We start from the raw sequence: 12,711 nt of genomic DNA on the forward strand, positions 1-12,711 counted from the left end.
CTGGTTGCCGATAAGTCATATTATTGACTCTACAAAATGTTGCGCAGGAACGAGCGAGTTAAAAAACAGTCTGTTCTGCGTATCAGAATTTTCCGAGGCGTCGCTAGGCGCATCGCTACTTTGAGATAGCCGTCTTCCATGTTTGGTTCCAACGACGACAAGACCCCCCCGGCCCCGGCTGGAGAAAAGAAAGGCCTGTTCGGCTGGCTGCGGAAAAAACCGCAGGAAGCCGCCGAACCGCCACAGGCGCTTGCGCCTGAAACACCCCCGAGCCTCGAACCCGTCATTCCCAATCCCAGCGAGCCAGCCCCGCCGGCCGAGCCCGTTGCGCCGGCTGCCACGCTGGTGCTGCCCGTGCCGGAAGAACCGGTGGCCCTGGTCCCCGACCTCGAACCCCACGCGCCGCCCCCGATCCCCCAGCGCAGCGTCGCCGCTCCCGTTGAGCAAGCGCCACTGGCAAGCGTTCCCGCACTGCTTGCCGACGCACCGGCGCCCGCAGTGCCGGCCGCTGAGCCGGGCCGCAGCGGTTTCTTCGCCCGCCTGAAACAGGGCCTGGCCAAAACCAGCGCCAGTTTGGGTGAAGGCATGGCCAGCCTGTTTCTGGGCCAGAAACTGATCGACGACGAACTGCTCGAAGAAATCGAAACCCGTTTGCTCACCGCCGACGTAGGCGTTGAAGCCACTTCGCTGATCGTGCAAAACCTGACTCGTAAGGTTGCCCGCAAAGAGTTAGCCGATGCTCCGGCTCTCTATAAGTCGCTACAGGGCGAGCTGGCGGCGTTACTCAAGCCGGTCGAGCAGCCCTTGGTGATCCAGTCGCAGCACAAGCCTTTTGTCATCCTGGTGGTTGGCGTCAACGGCGCCGGTAAAACCACCACCATCGGCAAAATGGCGAAAAAACTGCAGCTTGAAGGTAAGAAAGTCATGCTGGCCGCCGGCGACACGTTCCGCGCTGCGGCCGTCGAGCAGCTACAAGTGTGGGGCGAGCGCAACAAGATCCCGGTCATCGCCCAGCACACAGGGGCCGACTCCGCGTCGGTGATTTTCGATGCGGTGCAGGCTGCCAAGGCGCGGGGTATCGATGTACTGATCGCCGACACCGCCGGGCGTCTGCATACCAAAGACAATTTGATGGAAGAGTTGAAAAAGGTCCGTCGGGTCATCGGCAAGCTGGACGCCGACGCGCCCCACGAAGTGCTCTTGGTACTGGACGCCGGCACCGGCCAGAACGCGATCAACCAGGCCAAACAATTCAACCAGACCGTCGCCCTCACCGGGCTGGCGCTGACCAAGCTGGACGGCACCGCAAAAGGCGGGGTGATCTTCGCCCTGGCCAAGCAATTTGGTTTGCCTATCCGCTATGTCGGGGTGGGCGAGGGTATCGATGACCTACGCACGTTCGAAGCCGAGCCCTTTGTTCAGGCACTGTTTGCCGAGCGAGATCGGCCATGATCCGCTTCGAACAGGTGGCCAAGCGCTACCCAAATGGCCACGTCGGCCTCCACGAGCTTAGTTTTCGCGTGCGGCGGGGTGAGTTTCTGTTCGTGACCGGGCACTCAGGGGCGGGCAAGAGCACGCTGTTGCGGCTACTGCTGGCCATGGAGCGCCCATCCAGTGGTAAGTTGCTTTTGGCCGGCCAAGACCTGGGCCAGATCAGCAATGCGCAGATCCCGTTCCTGCGGCGCCAGATCGGCGTGGTGTTCCAAAACCACCAGTTGTTGTTCGACCGTACGGTGTTCAACAACGTCGCTCTGCCCTTGCAGATCCTTGGCCTGTCCAAGCCTGAGATCGCCAAAAAGGTCGACTCCGCATTGGAACGAGTGGCCCTGTCGGATAAAGCCGAGTTGTACCCCGGTGACTTGTCCACAGGTCAGCAACAGCGCATTGGCATCGCCCGGGCTATCGTCCATCGGCCCGCCCTGCTGCTCGCCGACGAGCCTACCGGTAACCTCGACCCCCGTTTGGCGGCGGAGATCATGGGCGTGTTCGAAGACATCAATCGGTTGGGCACCAGCGTGCTGATCGCCAGCCACGACCTGGCCCTGATCGCGCGTATGCGTCACCGCATGCTCACCTTGCAGCGTGGCCGACTGATCGGTGACGGGGAGGCCGGGCAATGAGCGCTACTCGCAGCCCCAAGGTGGCCGACCGCGTCGCCCCGAAAGCCGGCGAGCCGCAGCCGCCGAAAAAGAAAAAAGCCCGTGACGAAGACGACGGCCCGGATTTCAAGACCCTGTTCCATGCCTGGATCGAGAGCCATCGCGCCAGCCTGATCGACAGCTTGCGCCGCCTTGGGCGGCAGCCTATTGGTAGCTTCTTCACGTGCTTGGTGATGGCGGTCGCATTGAGCCTACCCATGGGCTTATCGCTGCTATTGAATAACGTCGAAAGGCTGGGTGGCTCCTGGCAGCGCGCGGCACAGATTTCCCTCTACCTCGATATGCAGGCAGGGGAGCGGGACGGTGAGGCGCTGGTTGTGCAGATCAAGGGTCTGCCAGGGGTTGCCGACGCCGAGTTTGTGAGTCGCGAGGCGGCGTTGCAGGAATTTCAGCAACAGTCCGGCCTGGGCGAGGCGCTGAAAGAATTGCCAGACAACCCACTGCCAGGGGTGATCGTGGTAACCCCTCAAGAGGTAGATAAAGCGACCCTAGAGGCCCTGCGCCAACAACTGGCTGAGCTGCCGAAAGTGAAGCAGGCGCAACTGGACCTGGTATGGGTCGAGCGTTTGTCGGCGATTCTCAAATTAGGTGACCGCTTTGTATTTGGGCTGACCGTTTTGCTGGTGTCGGCGCTGCTGCTTGTAATTGGTAACACAATTCGCCTGCACATCGAAAACCGGCGCATCGAGATCGAAGTCATCAAACTGGTGGGCGGCACCGACAGCTACGTGCGCAGGCCTTTCCTGTATATGGGTGCGCTGTATGGCTTTGGCGCGGGCCTGCTGGCCTGGGCGGTGCTGGCTTTCGGCCTGGATTGGTTGAACGGTGCGGTGGTTGGGCTTGCCGGCCTGTACGGTAGCGATTTTGCGTTGGCGGGTGTGCCTTCGTCCGATGGTCTATCGCTCTTGCTAGGAGCTATCCTGTTAGGGTATATCGGTGCATGGATTGCCGTAGCGCGCCACCTCAGAGAGCTGGCGCCAAAGTAGCGTCTTTTTGCTTGTATTGGCCTTAGTGGCGGTAAAAGGAACTTGTATTGCGGTTCCGGGTCAATTTTTGCAGTGCCTAGCGGCACAATTTGTTGGAGGAGGTTTTTTAGAATGACCACGTCTTTGCAACCTGCTTATGCGCTGGTTCCAGGTGCGAACCTGGAAGCGTATGTGCACACGGTGAACAGCATTCCCTTGCTGACACCGGAGCAGGAGCGCGAATTGGCAGAGAGTCTCTACTACGAGCAAGATTTAGGTGCGGCTCGGCAGATGGTGCTCGCTCACCTGCGCTTTGTCGTGCACATCGCTCGCAGCTATTCCGGCTATGGGTTGGCCCAGGCCGACCTCATTCAAGAAGGCAACGTCGGCTTGATGAAAGCCGTCAAGCGCTTCAACCCAGAGATGGGCGTACGCCTAGTGTCCTTTGCCGTGCATTGGATCAAAGCGGAAATCCACGAGTTCATCCTGCGCAACTGGCGCATCGTCAAAGTGGCGACCACCAAGGCGCAGCGCAAGCTGTTCTTCAACCTGCGCAGCCAGAAAAAACGTCTGGCGTGGCTGAACAACGAAGAAGTCAATCGCGTGGCTGAGAGCCTGGGCGTCGAGCCTCGGGAAGTGCGCGAGATGGAAAGCCGCCTGACCGGTCAGGACATGGCCTTTGATCCGGCTGCCGAAGCCGACGACGACAGCGCTTTCCATTCTCCGGCGAACTACCTGGAAGATCACCGCTACGACCCGGCGCGCCAGTTGGAAGATGCCGATTGGAGCGATAATTCCAATACCAACCTGCACGAAGCCTTGGAAGTATTGGACCCGCGTAGCCGTGACATTCTCTACCAACGCTGGTTGGCCGAGGAGAAGGCCACGCTGCACGACCTGGCGCAGAAGTACAATGTGTCAGCCGAGCGTATCCGTCAGCTTGAAAAGAGCGCGATGAATAAACTCAAAGGTTCGATCGCAGCATAACCTTGCGTCACCTGCAAAAAAGCCCCGATTCGTCGGGGCTTTTTGTTGGCTGGCTTATGGCGCCCAGGGCGCTTGGCGCGAGTGGTTCAGCCGAGCCAAATAGTCATCACCGCCTAGCTGGCTCATCTGCCGCCGGATCCAGTTGGACCGCCTCAGCACATAGGGGCTCGGCCGGCTGGCGCTCCAGTTGAGCGGGCTGGGCAGCACGGCGGCGAGCAAACTGGCCTGCTGGCGCGACAGCGATTTCGCGCTACTGCCGAAGTGGTGACGGGCGGCTGCCTCGGCGCCGAACACGCCTGTGTCCCACTCGGCGCTATTGAGGTATACCTCGAGGATGCGCTCTTTCGACCACAGGGTTTCAATCAGCAGGGTAAACCAGGCCTCCAGGCCTTTGCGCAACCAGCTGCGGCCTGACCAGAGAAACACATTCTTGGCCACTTGTTGGCTGATGGTGCTGGCGCCGCGGATGGAGCCACCGCGTTCGTTGTGGGCAAAGGCGGCCTGAATGGCGCCAATGTCGAAGCCCCAGTGCTCAGCGAATTTCTGGTCTTCACCGGCAATAACAGCGATTTTCAGCTCGTTGGAGATTTCGCTCCAAGGCCGCCAGCTACGTTGCAAGTCGATCGGCTTGCCGTCGACCCAAGACTCTATCTTGCGCTCCACCATCAGCATGCTGCCGGGCGGCGGTATAAAACGCAGCACAAGCACGACAAGCACACTGCCCGCGGCGAACCAGAGCATGGCTTTAAAGAGGCGGACAAACAGAGAACGCAGCATGGAAGTCTTGGCCGAACCGGTTGAGCGAGCCATTATACAGACCCTGCGTGATAGATCGCTTTTATGATGGGAGTGATGCAATGCTTCGTGGCTTTTTGCTGCTTTCGGCGTTCTTTGGCTTCACCGGCGTGGCGCTGGGTGCTTTCGCCGCCCATGGTTTAAAAAGCCGACTCAGCCCGGAATACCTGACTATATTTCAAACGGGCGTTACTTATCAGCTGGTGCACACCCTGGCGTTGTTCGGCGTCGCGCTTATGGCGGCGAATCTTCCAGGGCGGCTGGTGGCTTGGGCGGGATGGCTATTTTGCCTGGGCATCGTGCTGTTTTCAGGCAGCCTCTATGGGTTGACCCTCACTGGTATCACCAAGCTGGGCATCATCACCCCATTGGGCGGCCTGGCCTTTTTGCTCGGCTGGCTGTGCCTCGGGCTCGCCGCCTGGCGCTTGGCTTGAGGCCGGCACCTGGACGAATGGTGCGGCTTTACCTTGGTCCCTTGGGCTGAACGGGCTAGAATGCTGACCCCTAAAAATGATGGCTGCTAAGCGCATGCACATTCACTTGAACGGCGACCTCTTAGAATTACCCGAAGGTGAAACCGTCGCGGCCTTGCTGGCGCGCATGGAGCTGACCGGGCGTCGCGTCGCGGTCGAGCTCAATCAGGACATCGTCCCGCGCAGCCAACATGCCAACACGGCCCTGAACGACGGCGACCACGTTGAAGTGGTGCACGCCATCGGCGGCGGCTAGCCGTACCTGCATCCACCGGAGAGAAACCCGATGAGCAATTCACGTACTGACAAGCCTTTTGTGCTGGCCGGGCGGACCTTCACTTCGCGCCTGCTGGTGGGGACGGGTAAATACCGTGACCACCAACAGACGCGCGAGGCCATCGAGGCCTCGGGTGCCGAAATCGTCACCGTAGCCGTACGGCGCACCAATATTGGCCAGAACCCCGGCGAGCCGAACCTGCTCGACATCTTGCCGCCCGACCGCTACACCATCCTGCCCAATACCGCCGGCTGTTACGACGCCGTCGAGGCCGTGCGCACGTGCCGCTTGGCGCGGGAGCTGCTGGACGGGCACAACCTGGTCAAGCTCGAAGTACTGGCCGACCAGAAAACCCTGTTCCCCAATGTGATCGAAACCCTCAAGGCCGCCGAAGTATTGGTCAAAGAGGGCTTCGATGTGATGGTCTATACCAGCGACGACCCCATCATCGCCCGGCAGTTGGCCGAGATCGGCTGTATCGCCGTGATGCCGTTGGCCGGCTTGATCGGCACCGGCCTGGGTATCTGCAACCCCTACAACCTGCAGATCATCCTTGAAGAAGCCAAGGTCCCGGTGCTGGTCGACGCCGGCGTCGGTACAGCGTCTGACGCCACTATCGCTATGGAGCTGGGCTGTGAAGCGGTGCTGATGAACTCGGCCATCGCCCACGCGCAAAATCCGGTGCTGATGGCCGAAGCCATGAAGCACGCCATCGTGGCAGGGCGCATGGCTTACCTGGCCGGGCGCATGCCGAAAAAACTCTACGCCAGCGCCTCTTCGCCGCTGGATGGTCTGATCAAGTAAGAGCCACCATGACTGAATCGCAAGACTTGCCGGTCCCCGGCCCCGAAGCCACTGTTGAGGGTGAACACCCGAAGCATCGTGCCATCAAGAGCTTTGTCATGCGCGCCGGGCGTATGACCGAGGGCCAGCAACGTGGCCTCGACCAGGGCGCGCCGTTGTTCGTGTTGCCGCTGGTGGACGCGCCTGTGGATTTTGACCAAGTGTTTGGCCGCTCGGCCCCGCGCACCCTGGAGATCGGCTTTGGCATGGGCCATTCCTTATTGGAAATGGCGGCCGCTGCGCCCGAGCAGGACTTCATCGGTGTCGAGGTGCATCGGCCCGGTGTGGGCGCTTTGCTCAATGGCGTGCTGACCCAAGGCCTGAAAAACCTGCGGGTCTACGACTGCGATGCCATTGAAGTGCTCAAGCGCTGTGTCGCGGACAACAGCCTGGACCGCCTGTTGTTGTTCTTCCCAGACCCTTGGCACAAGAGCCGCCACCACAAGCGGCGCATCGTTCAGCCGGCGTTCGCCGAATTGGTGCGCAGCAAGTTGAAGCCCGGCGGTGTGCTGCACATGGCCACCGATTGGGAGCAATACGCCGAACACATGCTAGAGGTCATGAACGTGGCCCCCGGCTATCGCAACCTGGCGGCCGATGGCCGCTGTGTGCCGCGCCCGGCCGAGCGGCCGATCACCAAGTTCGAGCGCCGTGGTGAGCGCTTGGGGCATGGGGTGTGGGACCTGAAATTCGAAAAGATCAGCTGAGCGAGGGGGGCTTATTAGCCCTCCGAGTTTTATCGGCGGTCAGCGACGATGCCGATCAGCACCAGCACGACCACCAGCACCGGTGCCAGGCTGTAGTTATTGAACTGGCTCAAGCCCTTGACCACCCACGGTGTCGCATAGACCAAGGCCAGCCCGCTGCCGGCGGTGCAGGCCAGGGCGATGGCCGGTATGCGCAAGGCGCCGGAGAGTCCGCCGAGGCGCTGCTCGATCCAGCCTTTAACGTCGGCGCCAAACAACACCAGCACGCACCCCACCAGGCCTAGGGCAATTTCTGACAGGTTGCCGCGACTCCAGCGCGACACGTTGGCAAGCAGGTCTAGTACCAGGTCCATGACAATCCTTAGATCAAGAAATACTGCAGCAAATCATTGAGAAACAACTGGCCCTGCGGCGTGGCCACCAAGCGCGACGGTTCGACCTGCAATAAACCCTTTTGTTCGGCCTGGCGACGGGCCTCGGCCAGGGTATCCAGGCCCAGGCCAGTGCGCTCGGCGAACAGGTGGCTGGCCACGCCGTCGGTGAGGCGCAGGGCGTTCATCATGAACTCGAACGGCAGCTCGGCGTCGGGCAGGGCTTTTTCACCCGCTTTGAAGGCTTTGGCGGGGTCCAGGTAGTCTTTAGGTAAGCGGGTTTTCCAGGTGCGTACGATCTGGCCGTCGGGGCCGCTGAGTTTGCCGTGGGCACCGGCACCGATGCCGATGAAGTCGCCGAAACTCCAATAATTGAGGTTATGCCGCGCCGCCCGCCCTGGCTGGGCATAGGCCGATACTTCGTACTGGGCATAGCCCGCGCTGGCGAGTAGCGCTTGGCCAGCTTCCTGGATGTCCCACAGGGTGTCGTCTTCTGGCAACTGCGGCGGTTGGCTCCAGAACACCGTGTTGGGTTCCAAGGTCAACTGGTACCAGGACAGGTGGGTCGCGGCCAGGTCTATGGCCTGGCGCAGGTCGCTGAGCGCGTCTTCCAGGGACTGGTCGGGCAGCCCGTGCATCAAGTCGAGGTTGAAGTTATCAAAACCGGCCTGGCGCGCCATTTCGGCCGCCCTTAGCGCTTCATCGCCGCTGTGGATACGGCCCAGGGCTGCAAGCTTTTGCGCCTGAAAGCTCTGGATGCCGATGGACAGCCGGTTGATGCCCAGTGCGCGGTAGGCCTTGAATTTTTCCTGCTCGAAAGTACCTGGGTTGGCTTCCAGGGTGATTTCGATGTCGTCGCAAAAGGCGATGCGCTGCTGCACCCCTGCAAGCAAGCGCCCCAGCGCCGCCGCGCTGAACAGGCTGGGCGTGCCGCCGCCGAAGAAGATCGAAGCCAACGGGCGGCCGTGGACGGCGTGCAGGTCTTGGTCCAGGTCTGCGAGTAGGGCATCGACGTAGTCGGTTTCCGGCAACGTAGGGCTAGCAGCGTGGGAATTGAAGTCGCAATAGGGGCATTTGCGTACACACCACGGAATGTGGATATACAGCGCAAGGGGCGGCAGGGTTGGCAGCGCAGCCCTGGGGGCGACCGAGCTGAAGCCCGATGTGCCCAAGTGCAACGGGGTGCCCGTCATGCCTGGCTCAGGCGCTGGCGCAACAGCTGCATGGCGCGGGCGCGGTGGCTCAGTTGGTTTTTTTCCGCAGGAGCCAGTTCGGCACTCGAACAGCCGCGCTCGGGCACCCAGAACAACGGGTCGTAGCCGAAGCCATGGGCGCCGCTGGCGGCATGCAGAATGCGCCCGTGCCACAGGCCTTCACAGAGGATCGGCAAAGGGTCGTCGGCATGCCGTACCAGGGCCAGGACGCAGACGAACTGCGCGCCCCGCTCGGCATCGGGCACGCCTTCAAGGGCGGCCAACAGCTTGGCATTGTTCGCGGCATCACCCTGGCCGTCGGCGTAGCGCGCTGAGTAGATACCCGGCGCACCGCCCAGGTGGTCCACGGCCAGCCCCGAGTCGTCTGCCAATGCGGGCAGTCCGGACAAGCGCGCGGCGTTACGCGCTTTCAAAATGGCATTTTCTACGAACGACAGGCCGGTTTCTTCCGGCTCTGCCTGGCTGAACTCGCCGACCGAACGTAGCTTTACGGCGTCGCCCAGCATGGCCTGAAGTTCTTTGAGCTTGCCGGCGTTGTGGCTGGCCAGTACGAGTTGGGTGAGGTTGATCATGGCGGGGTATTCCTGGTTCGGCGCGTGTGAGCGGGCTTCAGACTGCGAGTTGATGGTCTTGCAGGCCTGGGCTGCTGACCCGGTAGATGCCGATTTCACCGAGTAGGTTCGGCCAGAGTTTGCTGGCCCAGCCGTGACGGTGTTGCTGGTCGACGGCCAATCGGTCGAGTACTTTCGCCGAACGCTCGCGGCACAGTGCTTCGAAGTCGGCAAAGGTGCAAAAGTGAATGTTGGGCGTGTTGTACCAGGTATAAGGAAGAAATTCTGACACCGGCATGCGGCCTTTACTGGCCAGGTACCAACGGCAGCGCCAGTGGCCAAAGTTGGGGAAGGTGATGATGCACTGGCGCCCCACCCGGAGCATTTCATCGAGGATCCGGTCAGGGTACTCGACGGCTTGCAGGGCCTGGGTCATCACGACAATGTCGAAACTGTCGCTGGCGAAGTTGCCCAGGCCTTTGTCCAGGTCTTGCTCAATGACATTGATACCCTTGCGCACGCATTCGGTGATGTTGTCGGGGTCGATTTCCAGGCCGTACCCGCTGACCTGTTTGTGGTCGCGCAGCCAGGCCAGCAACTCACCGTTGCCGCAACCGAGGTCGAGTACTCGGCTCCCGGCCGGAATCCAGTCCTGGATGATTTCAAGATCGGCTCTCATGGCTTCCTCAGAGGGCAATACGGTTCATGTAGCTGGTGAACGCTTGCAGATAGCGCGGGATCGGAATGAGAAACGCATCGTGGCCCTGGGGCGCATCGATTTCCAGGTAACAGACGTTTTTGCGCACCGCCATCAAGGCGTCCACCAGCTCGCGAGAGCGCGCCGGGGAAAAGCGCCAGTCGGTGGTGAATGACATCACGCAAAAGTCCGCCTTGGCCCCCGCGAAGGTCTGGGCCAGGTCGTCGTTATGGGCGGCGGCCGGGTCGAAGTAGTCCAGGGCCTTGGTCATCAGCAGGTACGTATTGGCGTCGAACCGGCCGGAGAACTCCTCACCCTGATAGCGCAGGTAGCTTTCGACCTGAAACTCGACGCTGTGAAAGTCGTAATTGAGCTTCTCGCTTTTGAGGCCCCGGCCGAATTTCTCGCCCATGGAATCGTCCGACAGGTAGGTGATGTGCCCAACCATACGAGCGAGCATCAGCCCACGCTTGGGGATCACCCCTTGCTCCTGGAAGTGCCCGCCGTGGAACTCCGGGTCGGACAGAATCGCCTGGCGTGCGACTTCGTTGAACGCGATGTTTTGCGCCGAGAGCTTGGGCGCCGAAGCGATAGCCAGGCAATGGCGCACGCGCTCGGGGTAGCTGATGGTCCACTGCAACGCCTGCATACCGCCCAGGCTGCCGCCGACCACGGCCGCCCACTGGGTGATGCCCAGGGTGTCGGCCAGGCGCGCCTGGCTGTTGACCCAGTCTTCCACGGTGAGTACCGGGAACGTGGCGCCGAAGGGCTTGCCGGTGTCCGGGTTGACGCTGCTGGGGCCAGTGGAGCCATTGCAGCCGCCCAGGTTGTTCAGGCTGACCACGAAGAATTTTCGCGTGTCGATGGGTTTGCCCGGGCCGATGCAGCTGTCCCACCAACCGGGCTTGCGGTCGTCGGGGCTGTGGAAGCCGGCCGCGTGGTGGTGGCCAGACAGCGCATGGCAGATCAGCACGGCATTGCTGGCGCTGGCATTGAGCGTGCCATAGGTCTCATAGATAAGGTCATAGGCCGCCAGCGAGCGGCCACAGGCCAGCGCCAGAGGCTCGTGGAAATGAGCCATCTGCGGGGTGACCAAACCGACGGAGTCTTCGGGAAACACTGTGGACATCGACCCTGCTCACGCACAAATGAGGCGTAAGTCTAAAGACCGCTGTGGGTCGCGGCAAGCGGTCGCTGGCACGGGGCCAAACGCTTGGCCCCGTGCCTACAGGTACGAGCGGTGGTGCGGGCTCAGATGAGCATCCGCAAAACCTCGGGCATGGCGGTCATGGTGGCCAGATTATTGATCACCAGCATGTCCAGCAGCTTGAGCACCATAAACGCCAGGATCGGCGAGATGTCCAGCCCGCCCAGGCTCGGCAGGATCCGGCGAAAGGGCGCCAAGGCCGGTTCGCAGATCTGGTTGACCAGCTCGGCCCCTGGGTTGTGGCTGCCGGGGGCGACCCAAGAGAGGATCACGCTGATGATCAGAGCGAAGAAGAAAATCTTCAGGAACAGCGCGGTCACGCCAATGATCGACCAGATAAGCAGCTGTACCGGGTTGCCGGTGGTGCCGTACATCAGTAGCAGGGTCAGTGCCATCAGCACCATCTGGATGATGATCGCCAGCAATAGCGAGGACATGTCCAGGCCGAACAGGCTGGGGATGATCCGGCGGATCGGTTTGAGCAGCGGTTGGGTGGCGCGCACGGCGAACTGGCTGAGCGGGTTGTAGAAGTCCGCCCGCACCAGCTGTAGGACAAAACGTAGCAACACGATCAGCAGGTAAAGGCTACCTAGGGTTTGCAGCACATAGATTGCAGCGGTGTTCAGTCCAATCATCATTGGCTCCTTAGTTACCCAGTTGTTCGGCCAGCTCGGCCGAGCGCTGGGCGGCGGCCCCCAGAGCCTGTTCGACCAGCGACTCGAAGCCGTTGGCCTGGAATGATTTGATCGCCGCTTCCGTGGTGCCGGCCGGGGAGGTGACCCGGCGCCGCAGTTCGGCAGCATCGACGTCGCTGGCTACCGCCATGCGCGCGGCCCCCAGGGCGGTTTGCAGGGTCAGTTGGGCGGCGGTTTCGCGCGGCAGGCCGAGTTTTTCGCCGGCGGCGGTCATGGCTTCGATCAGCAGAAAGAAATACGCTGGGCCGCTGCCCGAGACCGCCGTCACGGCATCCAGTTGCTGCTCTTGGTCCAGCCACACGGCCAGGCCGACGGCGCTGAGCAGTTGCTCGGCCAGTTGCCGTTGGGCGGCGGACACCTGCGCGGTGGCATACAAGCCGCTGACACCCTGGCGCAGCAGCGCGGGGGTGTTGGGCATGCAGCGCACCACCGGGCAGGCGCCGAGCCACTGGTTGAGGCTGGCACAGGTAATACCGGCGGCGACGGACACCACCAACTGGCCGGGTTGCAGGCTCGGGCCCAGTGCTTGGCAGACGTTCTTCATTGCCTGCGGCTTGACTGACAATACGACCACGTCTGCGCCGCGAATGGCCTCAGCGTTATCGGCGAAGAGTTGGATGCCCTGTTCAGCGGCGACCAGCTCGCGGCGCTCGGCACCAGGGTCGCTGGCGCACAGGCGCTCGGCGCTCCAGCCCTGGGCGCGCAAGCCGCCGATCAGGCTGGTGGCCATGTTGCCGGCGCCGATAAAAGCGATGCGGGTGTTGCTCATG

The 12,711-nt window shown here is 61.7% G+C and carries 16 protein-coding genes; 8 read left to right on the forward strand and 8 right to left on the reverse strand.

All coding sequences use genetic code 11. The features are described from left to right. The first annotated feature begins 138 nt into the window (after window positions 1-138). From ftsY to rpoH, 4 genes are all read left to right on the forward strand, one after another. Window positions 139-1,452 carry a signal recognition particle-docking protein FtsY gene (ftsY, locus tag QCL65_RS02345; RefSeq protein WP_407314498.1) on the forward strand — a complete coding sequence of 438 codons (1,314 nt, stop codon included), beginning with the start codon at window positions 139-141 and terminating at the stop codon, window positions 1,450-1,452. Continuing rightward, the gene (gene ftsE / locus QCL65_RS02350) at window positions 1,449-2,120 is read left to right on the forward strand and encodes a cell division ATP-binding protein FtsE (RefSeq protein WP_407314500.1); all 672 of its coding nucleotides are present in this window, start codon (window positions 1,449-1,451) and stop codon (window positions 2,118-2,120) included. Before ftsY ends, ftsE begins: the two co-directional genes overlap by 4 nt. Then, window positions 2,117-3,145 carry a permease-like cell division protein FtsX gene (gene ftsX / locus QCL65_RS02355; protein ID WP_407314502.1) on the forward strand — a complete coding sequence of 343 codons (1,029 nt, stop codon included), beginning with the start codon at window positions 2,117-2,119 and terminating at the stop codon, window positions 3,143-3,145. Before ftsE ends, ftsX begins: the two co-directional genes overlap by 4 nt. Before the next feature lie 111 nt (window positions 3,146-3,256). Continuing rightward, window positions 3,257-4,111, forward strand: a complete 855-nt coding sequence (gene rpoH, locus QCL65_RS02360) for an RNA polymerase sigma factor RpoH (protein WP_407314504.1) — start codon at window positions 3,257-3,259, stop codon at window positions 4,109-4,111. A gap of 54 nt (window positions 4,112-4,165) precedes the next feature. Here rpoH and mtgA read toward each other — a convergent pair whose 3' ends face one another. Beyond that, a complete protein-coding gene (gene mtgA, locus QCL65_RS02365; protein ID WP_407314506.1) occupies window positions 4,166-4,921 on the reverse strand; it encodes a monofunctional biosynthetic peptidoglycan transglycosylase in 756 nt (251 codons plus the stop codon). Window positions 4,922-4,968: 47 nt separating this feature from the next. Here mtgA and QCL65_RS02370 point away from each other — a divergent pair, with 47 nt between their 5' ends. The 4 genes from QCL65_RS02370 to trmB all read left to right on the forward strand — a co-directional run bounded on the left by QCL65_RS02370 (window position 4,969) and on the right by trmB (window position 7,206). Continuing rightward, on the forward strand, window positions 4,969-5,340 hold the full coding sequence (locus tag QCL65_RS02370; RefSeq protein ID WP_407314508.1) for a DUF423 domain-containing protein: 372 nt from the start codon (window positions 4,969-4,971) through the stop codon (window positions 5,338-5,340). Window positions 5,341-5,419: 79 nt separating this feature from the next. Next, window positions 5,420-5,635, forward strand: a complete 216-nt coding sequence (gene thiS / locus QCL65_RS02375) for a sulfur carrier protein ThiS (RefSeq protein WP_407316633.1) — start codon at window positions 5,420-5,422, stop codon at window positions 5,633-5,635. Between the two features lie 30 nt (window positions 5,636-5,665). Further along, a complete protein-coding gene (locus tag QCL65_RS02380; protein ID WP_407314510.1) occupies window positions 5,666-6,460 on the forward strand; it encodes a thiazole synthase in 795 nt (264 codons plus the stop codon). A 98-nt stretch (window positions 6,461-6,558) separates the two neighbouring features. Continuing rightward, a complete protein-coding gene (gene trmB / locus QCL65_RS02385) occupies window positions 6,559-7,206 on the forward strand; it encodes a tRNA (guanosine(46)-N7)-methyltransferase TrmB (protein ID WP_407316635.1) in 648 nt (215 codons plus the stop codon). 29 nt (window positions 7,207-7,235) lie between these two features. Here the strand turns inward: trmB and QCL65_RS02390 are convergent, their stop codons facing one another. From QCL65_RS02390 to proC, 7 genes are all read right to left on the reverse strand, one after another. Continuing rightward, the gene (locus QCL65_RS02390) at window positions 7,236-7,559 is read right to left on the reverse strand and encodes a DUF3392 domain-containing protein (protein WP_407314512.1); all 324 of its coding nucleotides are present in this window, start codon (window positions 7,557-7,559) and stop codon (window positions 7,236-7,238) included. 8 nt (window positions 7,560-7,567) lie between these two features. Further along, complete coding sequence (hemW, locus tag QCL65_RS02395) at window positions 7,568-8,770, reverse strand: radical SAM family heme chaperone HemW (protein ID WP_407314514.1); 1,203 nt, start codon at window positions 8,768-8,770, stop codon at window positions 7,568-7,570. Beyond that, complete coding sequence (gene rdgB, locus QCL65_RS02400) at window positions 8,767-9,363, reverse strand: RdgB/HAM1 family non-canonical purine NTP pyrophosphatase (protein WP_407314516.1); 597 nt, start codon at window positions 9,361-9,363, stop codon at window positions 8,767-8,769. The genes hemW and rdgB overlap by 4 nt, the downstream gene beginning before the upstream one ends. Before the next feature lie 37 nt (window positions 9,364-9,400). Continuing rightward, the gene (gene metW, locus QCL65_RS02405; RefSeq protein WP_407314518.1) at window positions 9,401-10,021 is read right to left on the reverse strand and encodes a methionine biosynthesis protein MetW; all 621 of its coding nucleotides are present in this window, start codon (window positions 10,019-10,021) and stop codon (window positions 9,401-9,403) included. 7 nt (window positions 10,022-10,028) lie between these two features. After that, window positions 10,029-11,168, reverse strand: coding sequence for a homoserine O-acetyltransferase (locus tag QCL65_RS02410; protein ID WP_407314519.1), 1,140 nt, complete (start codon window positions 11,166-11,168; stop codon window positions 10,029-10,031). Window positions 11,169-11,290: 122 nt separating this feature from the next. Then, window positions 11,291-11,881, reverse strand: a complete 591-nt coding sequence (locus tag QCL65_RS02415; protein WP_407314521.1) for a YggT family protein — start codon at window positions 11,879-11,881, stop codon at window positions 11,291-11,293. 10 nt (window positions 11,882-11,891) lie between these two features. Beyond that, window positions 11,892-12,710, reverse strand: a complete 819-nt coding sequence (proC, locus tag QCL65_RS02420) for a pyrroline-5-carboxylate reductase (protein WP_407314523.1) — start codon at window positions 12,708-12,710, stop codon at window positions 11,892-11,894. Window position 12,711: the final 1 nt, after the last annotated feature.

The organism is Pseudomonas sp. nanlin1 (assembly GCF_045571515.1).
Classification (GTDB): domain Bacteria; phylum Pseudomonadota; class Gammaproteobacteria; order Pseudomonadales; family Pseudomonadaceae; genus Aquipseudomonas.

Coding starts and splice junctions, on each gene's coding strand:
- ftsY (WP_407314498.1), top strand. CDS start 139: ATGTTTGGTTCCAACGACGACAAGACCCCCCCGGCCCCGGCTGGAGAA.
- ftsE (WP_407314500.1), top strand. CDS start 1,449: ATGATCCGCTTCGAACAGGTGGCCAAGCGCTACCCAAATGGCCACGTC.
- ftsX (WP_407314502.1), top strand. CDS start 2,117: ATGAGCGCTACTCGCAGCCCCAAGGTGGCCGACCGCGTCGCCCCGAAA.
- rpoH (WP_407314504.1), top strand. CDS start 3,257: ATGACCACGTCTTTGCAACCTGCTTATGCGCTGGTTCCAGGTGCGAAC.
- mtgA (WP_407314506.1), bottom strand. CDS start 4,921: ATGGCTCGCTCAACCGGTTCGGCCAAGACTTCCATGCTGCGTTCTCTG.
- QCL65_RS02370 (WP_407314508.1), top strand. CDS start 4,969: ATGCTTCGTGGCTTTTTGCTGCTTTCGGCGTTCTTTGGCTTCACCGGC.
- thiS (WP_407316633.1), top strand. CDS start 5,420: ATGGCTGCTAAGCGCATGCACATTCACTTGAACGGCGACCTCTTAGAA.
- QCL65_RS02380 (WP_407314510.1), top strand. CDS start 5,666: ATGAGCAATTCACGTACTGACAAGCCTTTTGTGCTGGCCGGGCGGACC.
- trmB (WP_407316635.1), top strand. CDS start 6,559: ATGCGCGCCGGGCGTATGACCGAGGGCCAGCAACGTGGCCTCGACCAG.
- QCL65_RS02390 (WP_407314512.1), bottom strand. CDS start 7,559: ATGGACCTGGTACTAGACCTGCTTGCCAACGTGTCGCGCTGGAGTCGC.
- hemW (WP_407314514.1), bottom strand. CDS start 8,770: ATGACGGGCACCCCGTTGCACTTGGGCACATCGGGCTTCAGCTCGGTC.
- rdgB (WP_407314516.1), bottom strand. CDS start 9,363: ATGATCAACCTCACCCAACTCGTACTGGCCAGCCACAACGCCGGCAAG.
- metW (WP_407314518.1), bottom strand. CDS start 10,021: ATGAGAGCCGATCTTGAAATCATCCAGGACTGGATTCCGGCCGGGAGC.
- QCL65_RS02410 (WP_407314519.1), bottom strand. CDS start 11,168: ATGTCCACAGTGTTTCCCGAAGACTCCGTCGGTTTGGTCACCCCGCAG.
- QCL65_RS02415 (WP_407314521.1), bottom strand. CDS start 11,881: ATGATTGGACTGAACACCGCTGCAATCTATGTGCTGCAAACCCTAGGT.
- proC (WP_407314523.1), bottom strand. CDS start 12,710: ATGAGCAACACCCGCATCGCTTTTATCGGCGCCGGCAACATGGCCACC.